Genomic DNA, 17,724 nt, shown 5'->3' on the forward strand with positions numbered 1-17,724 from the left:
GCACCACCCGTACTCGTACCCGTACTCGTACCCGTACTCGTACCCCTACGTGGCGGCCGACCGCTGCCCCCGCCGCACGCCACCACGCCCTTTTTCGTAACACCCCTCTCCTGCAAGGCATCACTGTGCTCGATTTCGCCGTCTTCGGATCCCTCTTTCTCACGCTTTTTGTGATTATGGACCCCCCGGGGATCACGCCCATCTTCCTCGCCCTGACCTCCGGCCGCCCCGCCAAGGTGCAGCGCCGGATGGCCTGGCAGGCCGTCTGCGTCGCCTTCGGCGTCATCGCCGTCTTCGGCATCTGCGGTCAGCAGATCCTCAACTACCTGCACGTCTCCGTGCCGGCCCTGATGATCGCGGGCGGTCTGCTGCTCCTGCTCATCGCGCTCGACCTGCTCACCGGCAAGACCGACGAGCCGAAGCAGACCAAGGACGTGAACGTCGCGCTCGTCCCGCTCGGCATGCCGCTGCTCGCCGGGCCCGGCGCGATCGTGTCGGTCATCCTGGCGGTCCAGAAGGCCGACGGGTTCACCGGCCAGCTCTCCGTCTGGTGCGCGATCATCGCGATGCACGTCGTGCTGTGGGTGGTGATGCGCTACTCGCTCGTCATCATCCGCGTGATCAAGGACGGCGGCGTGGTCCTCGTGACGCGGCTGGCCGGCATGATGCTCTCCGCGATCGCAGTCCAGCAGATCATCAACGGCGTGATCCAGGTGATCCACACGGCCTAGGCCGTCTCTCGCGGCTGTTGCCGTGACCGGCGCGCATGCGAACGCCCCCGTACCGATCCGGTACGGGGGCGTTCATATTTGCGGTGGCATGTGCCAGTCGTCAGTTGGAAGCGGTCGCTGCCGGTCGGATCAGGATGCGCTGGCCGATGGCCGCGGCCTGCTGCACGATCCGGTTGACGGAGGCCGCGTCCACGACGGTGCTGTCCACGGCAGATCCGTCGACATCGTCCAGGCGCAGAATCTCGAAGCGCATGGGGCTTCTCCCTTCGTCGTGTTTCTCCTACGTACAGGGTTAACGAAGTGTAAGCCGCAAACATTCCCTACGCTAAGGAAATTTTTTCACTGGCTAAGTACTAGTGGGTATCGGAGTCCCCGCAGGAGTCCCAGAACCCCGCCAGGGCGGCCGCCGTGGCCAGCGGATCCTCGGCGTTCGGCGAGTGTGCCGTACCCGCGACCACTACCCGGTAAGCGCCCAGCAACCGCGCCGTGTCGTCCATCCACTCCACCGGCCACACCGGGTCCGAGGCCCCCGAGAGCACCAGCTTCGCCAGCCCGGGCGCCGCGGCGGCGAGCTCCGCGGTCCGGTCCGGCTCGCTGACCAGCGCCCGGCCGGTGACGATCAGCTGCTCCGGGACCGTCCCCACCCACCGCTCGCGCAGGAACTGAGCGAGCTCGGCGGAATCGGGGGCCTCGTCGCGCGGATCCATGGCGCGCATCGCGGCCCAGATGCCGGGCATGTCCTCGCCCATCACCTCCAGCGCGGAGATCAGCATCTTCGTACGGTCCTGCTGGTCCTCGCAGACCGCGCGCGGGCCGCTGCTCATCAGCGTGAGGCTCGCGAAGGGGGCCGGATCGCGGATCACGGCCGCCCGGGCGATCAGCCCGCCCAGCGAGTGCCCCAGCAGGTGCACCGGGCCGCCGTCGGCCAGGGCCGCCGTCTGCGCGAGGACGTCCTTGGCCAGCTCCTCCAGGGCGTACGGGGCCTCCGTGCGCGGGCCGCCGCTCTCGTGCTGGCCCCGCCCGTCGACGGCGACCACCCGGTAGCCCGCCGCGGCCAGCGGCGCGAGGAGGCCGATGAAGTCCTCCTTGCTGCCCGTGTAGCCGGGGACCAGCAGGGCGGTGCCGCGCACGGGCCCGCCGGAGCCGAGCCCGGGGGAGGCCTCGTGCACGGCGAACTCGCCGCGGGCGGTGGACAGGCGGTACGCACGGCCCGCGGGGGGCAGGGTGAGGCTCGGCGGCTTGCTCATGGCCCGAGGTTACCGGCCCGTAGCCCCGTACGGCAGTGCGACCGGACGGGCCCGGATACGCCGATGGCCCCGGCCCCCTCGGAAGGGGATCGGGGCCATCGGACGGGCGTTACGCCTCCGGCGTCTCCACCGGAGCTGCGGCGGCCTTGCGGGTCCGGGTGCGCTTCGGCTTGACCGGAGCCTCCTCGGTGGCCGGAGCGGCGGCCTCGGCGGCCGGAGCCTCCGGGGCGGCGGCCGCGACCTTGCGGGTGCGGGTCCGCTTGGGCTTGACCGGAGCCTCCTCCGCCACCGGAGCGGCGGCCTCGGCGACGACCTCGGCGGCCGGGGCGGCAACGGCGACCTTGCGGGTCCGGGTGCGCTTCGGCTTGACCGGGGCTTCCTCGGCGACCGCGACCGCGACCGCGGCGACGGCCGGAGCGACCGCAGCGACCGGAGCCTCGACCACGGCGGCCTGCGCGACGACCTCGGCCACCGGGGCGGCCGCGGCCTTGCGGGGCGCACGGGCGCGCGGGGCGCTGCTGCGGGGGGCGCTGCTCCGCGGGGCGCTGCTCCGCGAGGCGCGGACCGGCTCCACCATCGGGGCCATCTGGAAGTCGGGCTCGGGCTCCACGACGAACGGGGCCAGGGGTTCCAGCGCCGTCGCGGGGGCGACGAAGGTGGCGGCCGGCGCGGCGGACCGGGTCCGGCGGCGGCGCGGCTTGCGCGCCTCCTCGACGGCCGGAGCCTGCGCGGCGGCCGGGACCTGCGCGGCCTGCGGAGCCTCGGCGACCGGGGTCACCACGGCGGCCGTGGCCACGGCCTCGACGACGCCCGACTCCGAGCCACCGCGGGTGCGGCGACGCTGGCGCGGCGTACGGGGAGCACGCTCCTCGGCCGCCGGAGCGGCGACGGGGGCAGCCCCGCGACCGTCACGGCCGCCATCGCGGCCGCTGTCACGGCCACCACGACCGCTGTCACGGCCGCCGTCGCGACCGCCACGGCCACCGCGGCCGCCGGTCTCGCCCAGGTCTTCCAGGTTCTCGGCCTTCAGGCCGGCCCGCGTGCGCTCGCCGCGCGGCAGGATGCCCTTGGTGCCGGCCGGGATGTTCATCAGCTCGTACAGGTGCGGGGACGTGGAGTACGTCTCCACCGGGTCGTGGAAGTCCAGCTCCAGCGCCTTGTTGATCAGCTGCCAGCGCGGGATGTCGTCCCAGTCGACCAGGGTGACGGCGATGCCCTTCTTGCCCGCGCGGCCGGTGCGGCCCACACGGTGCAGGAAGGTCTTCTCGTCCTCGGGCGTCTGGTAGTTGATGACGTGGGTTACACCCTCGACATCGATACCGCGGGCGGCGACGTCGGTGCAGACCAGCACGTCGACCTTGCCGTTGCGGAAGGCGCGCAGCGCCTGCTCGCGGGCGCCCTGGCCCAGGTCGCCGTGGACGGCGCCGGACGCGAAGCCGCGCTTCTCGAGCTGCTCGGCGATGTCGGCCGCGGTGCGCTTGGTGCGGCAGAAGATCATGGCGAGCCCGCGGCCTTCGGCCTGCAGGATGCGGGAGACGAGCTCCGGCTTGTCCATGTTGTGCGCACGGAAGACGTGCTGCGTGGTGTTGGCGACGGTCGCGCCCTCGCCGTCCTCGGAGACGGCGCGGATGTGCGTCGGCTGCGTCATGTACCGGCGGGCCAGTCCGATGACCGCGCCCGGCATGGTCGCCGAGAACAGCATGGTCTGACGCTTAGGCGGCAGGTAGCTCATGATCCGCTCGACGTCGGGCAGGAAGCCCAGGTCGAGCATCTCGTCGGCCTCGTCCAGGACGAGGGCGCGGATCTTCGAGAGATCGAGCTTCTTCTGGCCGGCCAGGTCGAGCAGGCGGCCCGGGGTGCCGACGATGATGTCGACGCCCTTCTTGAGCGCCTCGACCTGCGGCTCGTACGCGCGGCCGCCGTATATGGCGAGGACGCGGACGTTGCGGACCTTGCCCGCGGTCAGGAGGTCGTTGGTGACCTGGGTGCACAGCTCGCGGGTCGGAACCACCACGAGTGCCTGCGGGGCGTCGGTCAGCTGGTCGGGCCGGGCCCGGCCCGCCTCGACGTCCGCGGGGACGGTGACCCGCTCCAGCAGCGGAAGGCCGAAGCCGAGCGTCTTGCCGGTTCCGGTCTTGGCCTGGCCGATGACGTCCGTGCCGGAAAGGGCGACGGGGAGGGTCATCTCCTGGATCGGGAAGGGGGACACGATGCCGACGGCCTCGAGGGCTTCGGCGGTCTCGGGGAGAATCCCGAGGTCACGGAACGTAGTCAGGGTGCTGCCTCTTCTGTGAGACGCGGCGCGAGGCGGCGAAGGGGGTCGTACCGTGCCGGGCTTGCAGTACTACGCCCACCCAAATCTGGGCGGGCCGTGCAAACTGCGCGGGACCACGAGCCATCGCTCAGGCGCTTTATGCCGCTGAGGGGGCCCCTCGTGGGAGGCGGTACGTATGAACGTACGCTTCACGCCGAGGGCGGTCGGGTGGAGCCGATCGGGCCACCGACCGGGCATCCTCATTCGGATGGCCCGCCGAGTGTTCGGCAGGCGCATTACCACTGTACCCCGGAATCTCGCAGCTGTGTCGGGTGAATTCATCAGGTAGGCGCGTTTACGTGGACTGAGCAGGTGGTTCGCGGTGCCTTTCGGCGAGCTATTGTGCGGAGCATGTCGACCGTTGAAAACGCATCGCCCGCCGACGGCAGCGCCCCCGCAGAGGCGGCCGGAATCGCCGCCCAGGACTGGGCCACGGCCTCCGCATCACCGCAGTACAAGGCTGCTGTGGTCGATCTCCTCGGGGCGCTCGCGTACGGCGAACTCGCGGCCTTCGAACGCCTCGCGGAGGACGCGAAACTCGCGCCCACCCTCGGCGACAAGGCCGAGCTCGCGAAGATGGCCTCCGCCGAATTCCACCACTTCGAGAGGCTCCGCGACCGTCTCGCCGCTATCGACGCGGACCCCACCGCGGCCATGGAGCCCTTTGCGAAGGGCGTCGACGACTTCCACCGCCAGACCGCGCCGTCGGACTGGCTGGAGGGCCTGGTCAAGGCCTACGTCGGCGACTCGATCGCCAGTGACTTCTACCGCGAGGTCGCCACGCACCTCGACACCGACACCCGCGGGCTCGTCGTGAGCGTGCTGGACGACACGGGCCACGGCGGCTTCGCCGTCGAGAAGGTCCGCGCCGCCATCGAGGCCGACCCGCGCTGCGGCGGCCGGCTCGCGCTGTGGGCCCGCCGCCTGATGGGCGAGGCGCTGTCGCAGGCGCAGCGCGTGGTCGCCGAGCGCGACGCGCTCTCCACCATGCTGGTCGGTGGCGTCGACGGCATGGCCGCCGGCTTCGACCTCGCGGCCGTCGGCGAGATGTTCACCCGCATCACCAAGGCGCACACCAAGCGCATGGCGGCCCTGGGCCTCGCGGCCTGACCCCGCCCCTTCGCCGTACGTACGCCGGCCCCGGCGCGGAGTGATCCGCGCCGGGGCCGGCGTACGTCGTCAGTCGTGCGGTCCGGGACCGAGGTCGCCGGGGTGGTCGCCGGGGCCGTGGTCATCCAGCGCCGTCGCCCGGGGCCCGTCGTCATCCGGGCCCGCGGCGTCGGTCAGCCCCGCGTCGGAACCGAAAACGGAGTCCGGGGGGACGGCCTCCCGGGCAGCTGGGCCGGGCGCAGCAGCAGGGACAGGACCACCGAGGAAACCAGTACCCCGCCGATGAAGGTCGCGAGCAGGGTGTTGTGCCCGGGGCCCAGGGCCGTGTGCGTCAGGTACGCCCCGAAGAGCGCTCCGGAGACCCCGCTCACCAGCACCATCCTCGGCGAGGGCAGCCGCTGGGCGAGCGCTCGGACGGCCGCCCCGGACAGGGCCAGGCCCAGGAGAGCGGAGCCAAGCGCCTCGATCAGCAGCATGGGGGATCCTCCCAAAGCGACGGTGGCGTACCGGGGTGGTGCCTCAACTGGCTCCTACCCGAAGCGGAGGAAACGGAAACGGCCCGGTGGAGTCATCCACCGGGCCGTTCCGGACGTTCTCGGTGCGCTGCTCAGAGCGCGCCGAAACCGACCTTCCGCGCGCTGGGCTCGCCCAGGTCGACGTACGACAGGCGGTCGGACGGCACCAGGACCTTGCGGCCCTTGATGTCCGTGAGGCTGAGCAGCGGCGCCGAGCCGGACAGGGCGGCGCTGACGATGCTCTCCAGCTCCTCGGCGCTCAGGTCGCTCTCAAGCACGATCTCCCGGGGTGCGTGCTGCACGCCGATCTTGACCTCCACGGCCTTGTCCCTCCGACGGTCCGGTTCGCGCGATCTGCCGCGCCGTTACCCGGTCCACATTAGCCCGGAGAGACGAGGTGTCCGCCGCAGGGCGGACACGCTCGCAGCGAACAGCAGGCCGGTCAGGGCCGGACCGGCGCCGCCCGGAGGCCAGCCCGGACGTCCGCCCGGACCTCCGGGCGGACATCGGCTCGGACGCTCGTATCCACGTCCGTCAGACGCTCGTTCAGACGTCCGTGGGGTGCAGCGGGAAACCGGCGATTCCGCGCCACGCCAGCGAGGTCAGCAGCCCCACCGCCGTATCGCGGGCGACCGGGCTCTCGCTCGACAGCCAGTACCGGGCCACGACCTGCGAGACCCCGCCCAGGCCCACCGCCAGCAGCATCGACTCGTCCTTCGACAGGCCGGTGTCCTCGGCGATGACGTCGGAGATGGCCTCCGCACACTGGAGCGAGACGCGGTCGACGCGCTCGCGCACGGCCGGCTCGTTCGTCAGGTCCGACTCGAAGACGAGCCGGAAGGCGCCGCCCTCGTCCTGGACGTAGGCGAAGTAGGCGTCCATGGTCGCGGCGACGCGCATCTTGTTGTCGCTCGTCGACGCCAGCGCGGTGCGCACGGCGAGCAACAGCGACTCGCAGTGCTGGTCCAGCAGCGCCAGGTACAGGTCGAGCTTCCCCGGGAAGTGCTGGTACAGCACCGGCTTGCTGACGCCGGCGCGCTCGGCGATGTCGTCCATCGCCGCGGCGTGGTAACCCTGCGCGACGAATACCTCCTGGGCGGCGCCCAGGAGCTGGTTGCGCCGGGCCCGGCGCGGAAGTCGCGTGCCCCGCGGACGCGCTGCCTCGGTCTGCTCGATGGCTGTCACGCCGCCTCCCACTTTCTCTAGAACACAGTGCGCCTTGCGCCGCGCCGCCATCGTACTTTTCGGTAACCGAATCTGGAGGGTCCAAGCCGAGTTTTCTCGCGGTACGGACCTCCGGTAACCCGCCGGAGATGCTGGTCAGGGCAAGGCCGGCGGGGTTCGGCCGCGGCTCAGCGGTAGTCGTCCTCGTCCAGGGCGACCACCCGGGCCTGCTCCGCGGTATCGGCGGCGCCGGCTTCGCGCAGGCCCAGGCCGGTGAGCGGGTCGTCCTCGACCGGGCTCAATTCGGTGTTCTGCTCCGCCGCGTCCGCCTCGGGGGCTTCCGCGTCGAGGGATTCCCGCAGCTCGGCCTGGAAGGTGTCCGGTTCCGCAGGGTCGACAGTCATGGGGCTCCCCTTTCCACCTACGAGCCTAGGAGGATCGCGGATACCCCGCTACGCGGCTTCCGAAGCGCCTGTGACACCGAACACAACAGGCCGGGCGTGATCCTCTCGTAACATTGCCCCCATGTCTTCGACCGAGCTGCCGGGTGTGCGGTCCACCGCAGAGTCGTCTCCCCAGGTGGGAGCCGTGCGGATGGCCGAAGGGGAGCAGCTGCGCACCGACCGGCTCCCCGGGCTGGAACTGGCCGTACGGGTCCGCCCGCCGGTCCGGGCCGGCCTGCCGCCCGCACTATTCGTACACGGGCTCGGCGGGTCCTCGCAGAACTGGTCCGCCCTGATGGCCGGGTTGGCCGACACCGTCGACGGTGAGGCCCTCGACCTGCCGGGCTTCGGCTGGTCCCCGCCGCCCGCCGACCGGGACTACTCCGTCACCGGGCTCGCCCGGGCCGTCATCCGCCACCTCGACGCCGCCGGGCGCGGGCCGGTGCACCTGTTCGGCAACTCCCTCGGCGGAGCCGTCTCCACCCGGGTCGCGGCCGCCCGCCCCGACCTGGTGAGCACGCTGACGCTGATCTCCCCGGCCCTGCCGGAACTGCGGGTGCAGAAGTCGGCGGTGCCGACGGCGCTGCTCGCCCTGCCGGGCATGGCCGGGCTCGTGGACCGCCTCACCCGGGGTCTGAGCGCCGAACAGCGCACCCGGGGGGTGACGGACCTCTGTTACGGGGACCCCTCACGGGTGACGCCGGAGGCGTTCGCGGCGGCCGTCGAGGAGATGGAGCGCCGGATCGCGCTGCCGTACTTCTGGGACGCGCTGTCCCGTTCCTCGCGCGGCATCGTCGACGCCTACACCCTCGGTGGGCAGCACGGACTGTGGCGCCAGGCGCAGCGGGTGCTGGCCCCGACGCTGCTGGTCTACGGTGGCCGGGACCAATTGGTCTCGTACCGTATGGCCCGCAAGGCCGCGGCGTCCTTCCGGGGTTCGCGGCTGCTGAGTCTGCCCGAGGCCGGACACGTGGCGATGATGGAGTACCCCGAGGTGGTCGCGGCCGCCTTCCGGGAGCTGCTGGAGGACTCCGGCGGCGTGCGCGACACCGCGCCGGACCCGGATCCGGCTCGTGACACCGACGACGAAGACGGCAAGGGCTGAGGACACCGTGGGACGACATAGTCGCAAGGACCCTGCCCCGGCCGCTGCCTCCGGCCCTGGCAGCGGTCCGGGCTCCGGCCCAGGCCGTCCGGCCCAGGCCGGGCAGTCAGCCGTTCACGCCCAGGCTCAGGCCCACGCCCAGGCCCAGGCTCATGGGCAGCCTCATGTGCAGGCCCAACCTCATGCTCATGGCCAGCCTCATGCCCAACCCCAGGCTCCCGCTCCCGCCGGATGGGCCGAACCTCCCGCCGCCCACCGGGGCCACGTGCCCCCCTCGCGCCCCGGTCCGGGGTTCGGTGCGCGCGGTGGACACCCCGAGCAGCACGAGTCCGGCGGGGCCTGGGGCGCGGGTTCCGCGCCAGGGTCCCCTTCCGCCTCTTCCGCTTCCGTGTACGGGGACTGGCGCGGGGCGCCGCGCGGCCGGTCCGCGGCGGGTGCGGCCACCGCGGTACCGGTCCGGGACGGCGACACCCCGGCCTTCGGCACCCCCGCGGTCGGCTTCCCCCGACTGGACCTGGACTCGCCGCTGACCGCCACGGGCTCGCACCGCCGGGTCCCGGCCCCTGGATCCACCGAAACCGCCCTCCCGGAAACCGCCTTCACCGCCACGGGCTCGCACCGCCGGGTCTCGGTTGCCGAGACGGCCGTCCCGGAAACCGCCTTCACCGCCACCGGCTCCCACCGCCGGATTCCGGGGCCCCGTACCCCGGTCGCCCCCACCGCCCCCGCCGAGGCGCCGCCGGCCGGGTCCGGGCGCGGGCTCAAGGTGCGCACGTACACCGGTATGGCCGCCGCGGCCGTCACCACCGTGCTCGCCGTCGTCGTCGCGGGCCAGGTGGCCTCGGAGGGCGACACCGACAAGAGCAGTGCGCGGGCCGCCACCGACGGCTCCGGCAGCCACGCCGCCCAGGGGAACTCCGCGGCCTCCCGCTCCGAGGACCGCCCGACCCCCGACAGCTCCGCCGCGGCCGCGGCCCCCGCGCAGGAGCTCTCGTACGACCAGAAGATGGCGCAGCAGTTCCCGATCGACGCGAAGCTGAAGGGGCCGGGCACCTTCGACACCGTGCCCGGGGTGGCGCCCGCGCCCGGCAAGGGCCAGGTGATCCGCTACCGGGTCGACGTGGAGCAGGGGCTCGGTCTGGACCCGCAGCTGTTCGCCGAGGCCGTCCAGCGCACGCTCAACGACGACCGCAGCTGGGGCCACGGCGGTACGAAGACCTTCGAGCGGGTGCCGGGCGGCGAGGCCGAGTTCGTGATCACGCTCGCCAGTCCCGGGACCACCGGGGTCTGGTGCGCGAAGTCGGGGCTCGACACCACCGTCGACAACGTCTCCTGCGATTCCGCGTCCACCAACCGCGTGATGATCAACGCGTACCGCTGGGCCCAGGGTTCGGTCACCTACGGCGCGGACCAGATGTTCGCCTACCGCCAGATGCTGATCAACCACGAGGTCGGCCACCGGCTCGGACACGGGCACGTGAGTTGCCAGACACCGGGTGCGCTCGCGCCGATCATGCAGCAGCAGACCAAGTCCCTGGACATCAACGGAATCCAGTGCAAGGCCAACCCCTGGGTGTTCCCGGGGAGTTGACGAACCGCGTTGACAAGCCGTCCGATGGTCGGTAATTGTTCTCCGCATGTCGCACCATCACACCACCGTCGCGAGCGCCGCCATTGAGCTGGCGCTGCTCGGTGTGACCGCGCACAGCGTGGCCGACATCTTCTGTCGCTGACGCCTCCCTGAGCGCGCGCGGCCTTCTCCTTCCCTTTCCCGCGCCGTGCCCGGGGGCTCTTCTCCTGCCCGCAGGCGCGGCTTCTTCACGTTCTCCGTCCCGGCCGTCGGCACTCCGCCGGCCCCACTGACGTCGATCACGACCGCCGCCCCTCGCGTGGCCCGCTCCGCAACCCGCATTCAGCATCAGCATCCTGAATCCCTTGCACGCCGAGAGGTCGTTTTCCCATGCTTTCCGCCGGTTCTGCCCGCCAACAGACAGCACGCCGCCTGGCCGTGGTCGCCGTGAGCCTCGTCCTGGCCGGGGGCGCCGCGGCCTGCGGGCCCAAGGGCGGCTCGGACGAGGGGGCGCAGAAGACCGGCGCCGCGGGCGCCGCCGGCGGCACGCCGCAGAAGGGCGGCACCCTCACCGTCCTCAACGCCGAACCGCAGAACGACTTCGACCCCGCCCGGCTCTACACCTCCGGCGGCGGAAACGTTCCCTCGCTCGTCTTCCGCACCCTGACCACCCGCAACCGCGAGGCCGGACCGGCCGGCACCAAGGTGGTGCCCGACCTGGCCACCGACCTCGGCAAGGCCAACGCCGACGCCACGGAGTGGACGTACACGCTCAAGGACGGGCTGAAGTACGAGGACGGCTCGCCGATCACCACCGCCGACATCAAGTACGGCATCGAGCGGTCCTTCGCCGCCGAGCTGTCGGGCGGGGCCCCGTACCTGCGCGACTGGCTGGTCGGCGGGGAGACCTACGAAGGCCCGTACAAGGACGGCGGCAAGGGGCTCGACTCGATCGTCGTGCCCGACGCGAAGACGATCACCTTCAAACTGCGCAAGCCCGAAGGGGAGTTCCCCTTCCTCGCCACGCAGACGCAGTTCGCGCCCGTCCCCAAGGCCAAGGACACCGGGGTCAAGTACGAGGAGCACCCCGTCTCCTCCGGCCCGTACAAGGTCGCCAAGAACGAGAACGACGGCGAACACCTCACCCTGGAACGCAACGAGAACTGGGACGAGAAGACCGACGAGGAGCGCAAGGCCTACCCGGACCGGATCGACGTCCGGTCCGGACTCGACGCGGCGGTCATCAACCAGCGCCTCTCCACCAGCTCCGGCGCCGACGCGGCCGCCGTCACCACCGACACCAACCTCGGACCTGCCGAACTCGCGCAGATAGGCGACAACAAGGAGCTGGCGGGCCGGGTCGGCACCGGGCACTTCGGCTACGTCAACTACCTCGCCTTCAACCCCAAGGTGGCCCCCTTCGACAACCCGAAGGTGCGCCAGGCCATCTCCTACGCCATCAACCGCACCAGCGTGATCAACGCGGCCGGCGGCTCCGCGCTCGCCGAGCCCGCCACCACCTTCCTCCCCGAGCAGGAGGCCTTCGGCTTCGCCAAGTACGACCACTTCCCGGCGGGCAAGACGGGTGACCCGGCCAAGGCCAAGGAGCTGCTGGCCGAAGCCGGTTACAAGGACGGGCTCACCGTCACCCTCACCCACTCCACCGCGCAGAACCGCCAGACCAGCCCCGAGGTGGCCACGGCCGTCCAGCAGGCGCTCGCCGCCGCCGGGATCACCGTCAAGCTGGAGGGCCTGGAGAACAACGCCTTCAACGAGAAGCGCTGGGACGCCAAGAACACCCCCGGCTTCTTCCTCTCCCGCTGGGGCGCCGACTGGCCCTCCGGCGCACCCTTCCTCGCCCCGATCTACGACGGCCGCCAGATCGTCACCAACGGCACCAACTACAACCACGCGCAGCTCAACGACCCGGCGGTCAACGCCGAGATCGACGAGATCGCCAAGCTGACCGACCTCGCGGCGGCCGGCAAGCGCTGGGGCGCGCTCGACAAGAAGATCGGCGAGCAGGCCCTCGACGTGCCGCTCTTCCACCCGGTCTACAAGCGGATCGTCGGCAAGGACGTCAAGAACGTCGTGATCAGCGACTGGACCGGCGTCCTCGACATCTCGCAGGTCTCGGTCAATTGAATCCTCCCCTCCCTGAAGGGAGGGGATTCCTCGCCTTCCAGGGCTGATCGGGGATTTCTAGCTCACGCTGCCAGTCGGGGCAGCGCCCCGCCTGGTCTTCCACGATCAGTACTAGCCGGGTTGAGACCAGCCCGGACCAGCATCACGTGTGCGGAGTTCTTGTCCCTGGGGGACACGGCTCCGCACACGGTGCAGGCATAGGTTCGTTCTGAGAGAGGTAGCGCGTGCTTGGTTCTCGCTCCGCACTGTGCGTAGTCCATGGTGGTGTGCGCGGGATGGACCAGGTGCACGGTCCGACCGTGCTTGCGGCCCATCTCGATCAGGGCCGTCTTCGTCGCGGAGATCGCCGCGTCGGCCGCCTTGCGGGCCATGGTGGACTTGGCGAGGAACTTCGGGCGGAAATCCTCCACCGCCACGGCGTCATGGTCGCGGACGACGGACTTGGCCCACTTGCGGCCGGTGTCCTGGCGTTGCCGGGCAACCTTCTTGTGCAGCTCCGCGGCTCGCTTCTTCGCCCACTGGTAGCCCTTCGACCCGGGTTTGCCCTTCGGCGGTTTTCGGCGGGCCATCATCCGCTGGTAGCGGGTCAGTTTTCTCTGCGCCTTCTTCCCATGCTCGGCATGGGCAAGGTCGTGGGTGTCGCTGGTGGTGGTCGCGGTCTCCTTCACACCCCAGTCGATACCGATCACCGCGCCGGTCTCCGAAAGCGGCTCGACCTCGGCGGGGACGACGAACGAGCAGTACCAGTGCCCGAGACTGTCCTGATAGACGCGCACGCTGGACGGCGCAGCCGGGAGGTCCCGCGACCACACCACGGTCAAGGCGATGCCGCCCGCCAGATGCAGTGTCCCGTCTGTCAACCGAAAACCGCGCTTGGTGTAGTTGAGGGACGTCAGGGCCTCCCGTTTCTTCTTCCATTTCGGCATTCCGGCCCGCTGCCGCATCGGCAACCGGTCCCGGATGTCCTTCTGCGCCTTGGCGCGGGACTTCCCGAAATCCCGGATCAACTGCTGTTGCGGAACCGAAGAACCCTTGCGAAGCCAGGTGTTCTTGGTGCGGGCTTCGGTCAGCATCTTGTCGAGCTGTGCCGGACCACAGGTCCGCTTGTCTGCACCCTCGGGCCGGTCCTTGTTCCAGAGGTGTGTCTGTTTCGACTTCGCGCAGCACTCGTTCCAGATCCACCGGCACCGGTCCCACTCGCCCATCAGGGCGGCGAGCGCGGTGGACGACACGCGCAGGCGGAAGGTCCACCGAGCGTGCCCGGGTTCCCCTGCCGTCGGCGTCGTCACCATCCCAACAACCTATCCCCGACCACTGACAACACCCGAAAGAGCAGGTCAGGCCAGATGCGCAGAGACCTCCACCGCCTCGCGGCTCTGGTCCGAGGACCCATTTCTTCTCGGCCTGCGGGCCGAGCCCTGTTGGGAGAAATGCGGTGACCCTCCTCGCCCACCCGTCGGCGTCCGTGCCCGGGGCCACCGCCCCGGGCACGGGCGCCGGACGGCAGGTCTGGCGGCGGCTGCGCACACGGCCCTCGGCCGTGGCGGCCGCCGCCGTCCTCGCGCTCCTCGTCCTCCTCGCCCTCGCCGCGCCACTGCTCGCGCAGCTCGCCGGCCAGGACCCGAACGCCTACCACGACGAGCTCGTGGACTCCGCACGCGGCGGCGTCCCCCTCGGCTCCTTCGGCGGGATCTCCGGCGACCACTGGCTCGGCGTCGAGCCGGGCACCGGCCGCGACCTCTTCACCCGGCTGATCCACGGGGCACGGGTCTCGCTGCTCGTCGCGCTCGGCGCCACCGTCGTGCAGATCCTCGTCGGGGTGGGCGTCGGACTCGCCGCCGCGCTCGGCGGCCGGTTCGCCGGCCAGGTCATCGGCCGCTTCACCGACGTGATGATCGCCCTGCCCATGCTGGTGATCGGCATCGCCCTCACCGCCGTCGTCCCGGCGGGCTTCCCGAGGCCGCTGCTGCTGATCCTGGTCATCGGACTGCTTGACTGGGGCGGCACCGCCCGCATGGTACGCGCCCAGACCCTTGCCCTGAAGGGGCTGGACTTCGTGGAAGCCGCCCGGCTCTCGGGCAGCCGCACGCTACGGATCGCCCGCCGCGAGCTGCTGCCCTCACTGGCCGCGCCCGTCATCACCCTCGCCGCGATCAAGGTGCCCAGCGCCATGGTGGCCGAGGCCTCGCTCTCCTTCCTCGGCGTCGGAGTGAAGCCGCCGACCCCTTCCTGGGGGCAGATGCTCTCCAGCGCCCAGACCTGGTTCCGGGCCGACCCCACCTACGTACTGCTCCCCGCCGGGCTGCTCTTCGTCACCGTGCTCGCCTTCACCGTGCTCGGCGACGCCGTCCGCACGGCCCTCGATCCGCGCGCGGGCTCGCGCCTGCGGATCGGCACCCGAAAGGAGCGCGCGGCGTGACCCGCTTCGTACTCAAACGGACCGGCGGCGCACTGCTCGTGCTGCTCACCCTGTCCGTCCTGATCTACGCCCTCTTCTACCTCGCCCCCGGCGACCCCGCCCGCCTCGCCTGCGGGGAGCGCTGCAACCCGGTGCAGATCGCCCAGGTGCGCGAACAGCTCGGGCTGAACGAGTCGGCGCCCGCGCAGTACCTGCACTTCCTCCAGGGGCTGCTGGTGGGCCGGGACTACTCCGGCGGCGCCGGGGTCGTCCTGCACTGCGACGCGCCCTGCCTCGGATTCTCGTACCAGAACGACCAGCAGGTCACCGAGCTGATCCTGCAGCGGCTCCCCGCCACCCTGTCGCTGGCGCTGGGCGCGCTGGTGATCTGGCTCGTCATCGGTGTCGGCACCGGACTGCTGTCCGCGCTTCGGCGCGGCGGTCTCACCGAACGGGTGCTGACCGTGCTCACCCTCGCCGCCACCGGAACCCCCGTCTTCATCCTCGGACTGCTGCTGCTCATGGCCGTCTGCGCCTACCTCCAGTGGCTGCCGTTCCCGACGTACGTGGCCTTCGGCGACGATCCCGAGCAGTGGGCCTGGAACCTGCTGCTGCCGTGGGTGACCCTCGGCTTCTTCGAGAGCGCCAAGTACGCCCGGCTGACCCGCAGTTCCACGCTGGAGACCCTCGCCGAGGACCACATCCGCACCTTCCGCGCCTACGGGGTCGGGGAGCGGGCCATCGTGACCCGGCACGCCGTGCGCGGCGCGGTGGCCCCGGTGATCGCGCTCAGCGCCGTGGACTTCGGCACGATGATCGGCGGCGCCGTGCTGACCGAATCTCTGTTCGGGATCCCCGGACTCGGCAAGACCCTGATCGACGGGGTCCGGGTGGTGGACCTGCCCGTGGTGGTGGGCGTGGTCCTGGCCATCGGCACGGCCGTGGTGCTCGCGGGCGTCGTCGCCGACCTGCTGTACGCCGTCGCGGACCGAAGGGTGGCCCTGTCATGACGACGACTGAACCGCTGGTGGAGGTGACCGGCCTCGTCGTCGACTTCCCGGTCGGCGGACCTGGGGAGTACGTACGGGCCGTGGACGGAGTCTCCTTCACCCTGGAGCCGGGGCGCGCCCTTGGCATCGTGGGGGAGTCCGGGAGCGGCAAGTCGACGGTTGCGGCGGCCCTGTTGGGGCTGCACCACGGGACCGGCGCGCGGGTCGGCGGATCCGTCCGGGTCGGTGGCACCGATGTGGGCGCGGCCTCGCCGTCGGAGCTGCGGGACCTGCGCGGGGGCGTCGCCGCCATGGTCTTCCAGGACCCCCTGAGCTCGCTCGACCCGTACTACGCGGTGGGTGACCAGATCGCCGAGGTGTACCGGATCCACGCCGGCGGCACCCGGCGAGCGGCCCGTGCGCGGGCGGTCGAGGTGCTGGACCGGGTCGGCATCCCCGACGCCGTGCGCCGGTCCCGGGCGCGGCCGCACGAGTTCAGCGGCGGGATGCGCCAACGGGCCCTGATCGCGATGGCGTTGGCGTGCGAACCGCGGCTGCTGATCGCGGACGAGCCGACCACGGCGCTGGACGTCACCGTGCAGGCGCAGATCCTCGACCTGCTGCACGGGCTGCGCGAGGAGCGGGGGCTCGGGCTGGTGCTGGTCACGCACGACGTGGGGGTGGCGGCGGAGAGCGTGGACGAGGTGCTGGTGATGAGGGACGGGGCCGTGGTGGAGCGGGGGTCGGTGGGGGCTGTGCTGTCGCGGCCGTCCCACGGATACACCCGGGCCCTGTTGGCGGCCGTGCCGAGGCTCGACGCGGTGCGGGTGGCCCGGCCGGGGGTTTCACGGGCGCTGCCCGTACCCGCGCCTCAAACGCCGGCGGGGCTGGATGTGGCGGGGCCGGATGTGCCGGTGCGGCTCAACGATCGGGGCTCCGCCCCGGACCCCGCGCCTCAAACGCCGGCGGGGCTGGATTCGGCCGGGCTGGATGTGCCCGCGGGGCTGGAGCCGGGTGAGCCCGTCGTCGAGGCGTTCGCCTTGCGGAAGGAGTTCGGGCGGGGGAAGCGGCGGGTGGTTGCCGTGGGTGGGGTTTCGGTTGCCGTGCGGGCGGGGGAGACGCTGGGGATCGTGGGGGAGAGCGGCAGCGGCAAGAGCACGCTCGGGCGGATGCTCGTCGGGCTGCTGGAGGCCGACTCCGGGCAGGTCCGCCGCGGTGGGCGGGAGGTCTCGGGGGTGGCGGCCGGGGTCCAGATGGTGTTCCAGGACCCGGTGTCCTCGCTCAATCCGCGCCGCTCGATCGGCGAGTCGATCGCCGATCCGCTGCGCGCGCCCGGGGCGGCCGGGAGGCGCGACGAGGCCGCGGTCCGGGCCCGCGTCGGCGAACTGCTGGTCCGCGTCGGGCTGGAGGCCGCGCACTACGACCGCTACCCGCACGAGTTCAGTGGCGGCCAGCGCCAGCGCGTGGGCATCGCCCGCGCCCTCGCGCCCCGGCCCCGGCTGATCGTCTGCGACGAACCCGTCTCCGCCCTCGACGTCACCACGCAGGCGCAGGTCACGGCCCTGCTGGCCGAGCTCCAGCGGGAGCTGGGCATCGCGCTGGTCTTCATCGCCCACGACCTCGCGGTGGTGCGGCAGGTCAGCGACCGGGTCGCCGTCATGCGGGGCGGCGTGATCGTGGAGGAGGGCCCCGTCGACGAGGTCTACGACCGCCCGGCGCACGCCTACACCCGCCAGCTGCTCGCCGCCGTCCCCGCCCTCGATCCGGCCCTGGCCGCCGAGCGGCGGCTCGGCAGGCACCGGGTCCTCGGGGCCGGGGTCCAGGAGGACCTCGCCGACGCGGTCCTCGCGGGCCCCCGGGAGGTCGTGGCGCGCCCGAAGTAGTTCTTAGCGTGCTCGAACGCGAACCGTACGGGAAAGTTACGACTCTTCACCCCTTCCGGTGGCGCGACGGACAACCGTCCGTCGCGCCTTCGGCATATCCGCTTGAGTTC

Annotated in this window: 17 protein-coding genes; 9 read left to right on the forward strand and 8 right to left on the reverse strand. The window is 71.7% G+C overall.

Translation table 11 applies throughout. The annotated features are described in order from the left end of the window. Positions 1-125 precede the first annotated feature (125 nt). Positions 126-731, forward strand: coding sequence for a MarC family protein (locus tag OHU74_RS23850; protein WP_371617776.1), 606 nt, complete (start codon positions 126-128; stop codon positions 729-731). Positions 732-831: 100 nt separating this feature from the next. Here the strand turns inward: OHU74_RS23850 and OHU74_RS23855 are convergent, their stop codons facing one another. The 3 genes from OHU74_RS23855 to OHU74_RS23865 all read right to left on the reverse strand — a co-directional run bounded on the left by OHU74_RS23855 (position 832) and on the right by OHU74_RS23865 (position 4,187). After that, positions 832-984, reverse strand: coding sequence for a hypothetical protein (locus OHU74_RS23855; RefSeq protein ID WP_330298427.1), 153 nt, complete (start codon positions 982-984; stop codon positions 832-834). 100 nt (positions 985-1,084) lie between these two features. Further along, a complete protein-coding gene (locus OHU74_RS23860; protein WP_371617777.1) occupies positions 1,085-1,978 on the reverse strand; it encodes an alpha/beta fold hydrolase in 894 nt (297 codons plus the stop codon). Positions 1,979-2,087: 109 nt separating this feature from the next. After that, positions 2,088-4,187 carry a DEAD/DEAH box helicase gene (locus OHU74_RS23865; RefSeq protein ID WP_371617778.1) on the reverse strand — a complete coding sequence of 700 codons (2,100 nt, stop codon included), beginning with the start codon at positions 4,185-4,187 and terminating at the stop codon, positions 2,088-2,090. A gap of 456 nt (positions 4,188-4,643) precedes the next feature. Here OHU74_RS23865 and OHU74_RS23870 point away from each other — a divergent pair, with 456 nt between their 5' ends. Then, on the forward strand, positions 4,644-5,402 hold the full coding sequence (locus OHU74_RS23870; protein ID WP_330298430.1) for a ferritin-like fold-containing protein: 759 nt from the start codon (positions 4,644-4,646) through the stop codon (positions 5,400-5,402). A 173-nt stretch (positions 5,403-5,575) separates the two neighbouring features. Here OHU74_RS23870 and OHU74_RS23875 read toward each other — a convergent pair whose 3' ends face one another. The 4 genes from OHU74_RS23875 to OHU74_RS23890 form a co-directional block, all read right to left on the reverse strand. Continuing rightward, entirely contained in the window at positions 5,576-5,878 is a 303-nt protein-coding gene (locus OHU74_RS23875) for a hypothetical protein (protein WP_371617779.1), read from the reverse strand. Positions 5,879-6,009: 131 nt separating this feature from the next. Next, positions 6,010-6,237 (reverse strand): DUF3107 domain-containing protein, encoded by a 228-nt coding sequence (locus OHU74_RS23880; protein WP_371617780.1) that lies wholly within the window; start codon positions 6,235-6,237, stop codon positions 6,010-6,012. Between the two features lie 226 nt (positions 6,238-6,463). Continuing rightward, positions 6,464-7,102, reverse strand: coding sequence for a TetR/AcrR family transcriptional regulator (locus OHU74_RS23885; RefSeq protein WP_330298433.1), 639 nt, complete (start codon positions 7,100-7,102; stop codon positions 6,464-6,466). 167 nt (positions 7,103-7,269) lie between these two features. Continuing rightward, positions 7,270-7,485 (reverse strand): hypothetical protein, encoded by a 216-nt coding sequence (locus OHU74_RS23890; protein WP_330298434.1) that lies wholly within the window; start codon positions 7,483-7,485, stop codon positions 7,270-7,272. A 121-nt stretch (positions 7,486-7,606) separates the two neighbouring features. On the opposite strand from OHU74_RS23890, the gene OHU74_RS23895 reads away from it, so the two are divergent. From OHU74_RS23895 to OHU74_RS23910, 4 genes are all read left to right on the forward strand, one after another. Beyond that, positions 7,607-8,629 (forward strand): alpha/beta fold hydrolase, encoded by a 1,023-nt coding sequence (locus tag OHU74_RS23895; protein ID WP_371617781.1) that lies wholly within the window; start codon positions 7,607-7,609, stop codon positions 8,627-8,629. A gap of 388 nt (positions 8,630-9,017) precedes the next feature. Next, a complete protein-coding gene (locus tag OHU74_RS23900; protein ID WP_371617782.1) occupies positions 9,018-10,220 on the forward strand; it encodes a DUF3152 domain-containing protein in 1,203 nt (400 codons plus the stop codon). 46 nt (positions 10,221-10,266) lie between these two features. Beyond that, on the forward strand, positions 10,267-10,362 hold the full coding sequence (locus tag OHU74_RS23905) for an Ms4533A family Cys-rich leader peptide (protein WP_371617783.1): 96 nt from the start codon (positions 10,267-10,269) through the stop codon (positions 10,360-10,362). A 227-nt stretch (positions 10,363-10,589) separates the two neighbouring features. Beyond that, positions 10,590-12,344 (forward strand): ABC transporter substrate-binding protein, encoded by a 1,755-nt coding sequence (locus OHU74_RS23910; RefSeq protein WP_371617784.1) that lies wholly within the window; start codon positions 10,590-10,592, stop codon positions 12,342-12,344. A gap of 62 nt (positions 12,345-12,406) precedes the next feature. Here OHU74_RS23910 and OHU74_RS23915 read toward each other — a convergent pair whose 3' ends face one another. After that, positions 12,407-13,636 carry an RNA-guided endonuclease InsQ/TnpB family protein gene (locus OHU74_RS23915; RefSeq protein ID WP_371617785.1) on the reverse strand — a complete coding sequence of 410 codons (1,230 nt, stop codon included), beginning with the start codon at positions 13,634-13,636 and terminating at the stop codon, positions 12,407-12,409. 143 nt (positions 13,637-13,779) lie between these two features. On the opposite strand from OHU74_RS23915, the gene OHU74_RS23920 reads away from it, so the two are divergent. The 3 genes from OHU74_RS23920 to OHU74_RS23930 are packed head-to-tail and all read left to right on the forward strand — an operon-like array spanning position 13,780 to position 17,614. Further along, a complete protein-coding gene (locus tag OHU74_RS23920; protein ID WP_371617786.1) occupies positions 13,780-14,763 on the forward strand; it encodes an ABC transporter permease in 984 nt (327 codons plus the stop codon). After that, complete coding sequence (locus OHU74_RS23925) at positions 14,760-15,752, forward strand: ABC transporter permease (RefSeq protein WP_371617787.1); 993 nt, start codon at positions 14,760-14,762, stop codon at positions 15,750-15,752. The genes OHU74_RS23920 and OHU74_RS23925 overlap by 4 nt, the downstream gene beginning before the upstream one ends. Next, the gene (locus OHU74_RS23930) at positions 15,749-17,614 is read left to right on the forward strand and encodes a dipeptide ABC transporter ATP-binding protein (protein ID WP_371617788.1); all 1,866 of its coding nucleotides are present in this window, start codon (positions 15,749-15,751) and stop codon (positions 17,612-17,614) included. Before OHU74_RS23925 ends, OHU74_RS23930 begins: the two co-directional genes overlap by 4 nt. Positions 17,615-17,724 lie beyond the last annotated feature (110 nt).

This window comes from Streptomyces sp. NBC_00454, from assembly GCF_041434015.1.
Classification (GTDB): Bacteria; Actinomycetota; Actinomycetes; order Streptomycetales; family Streptomycetaceae; genus Streptomyces.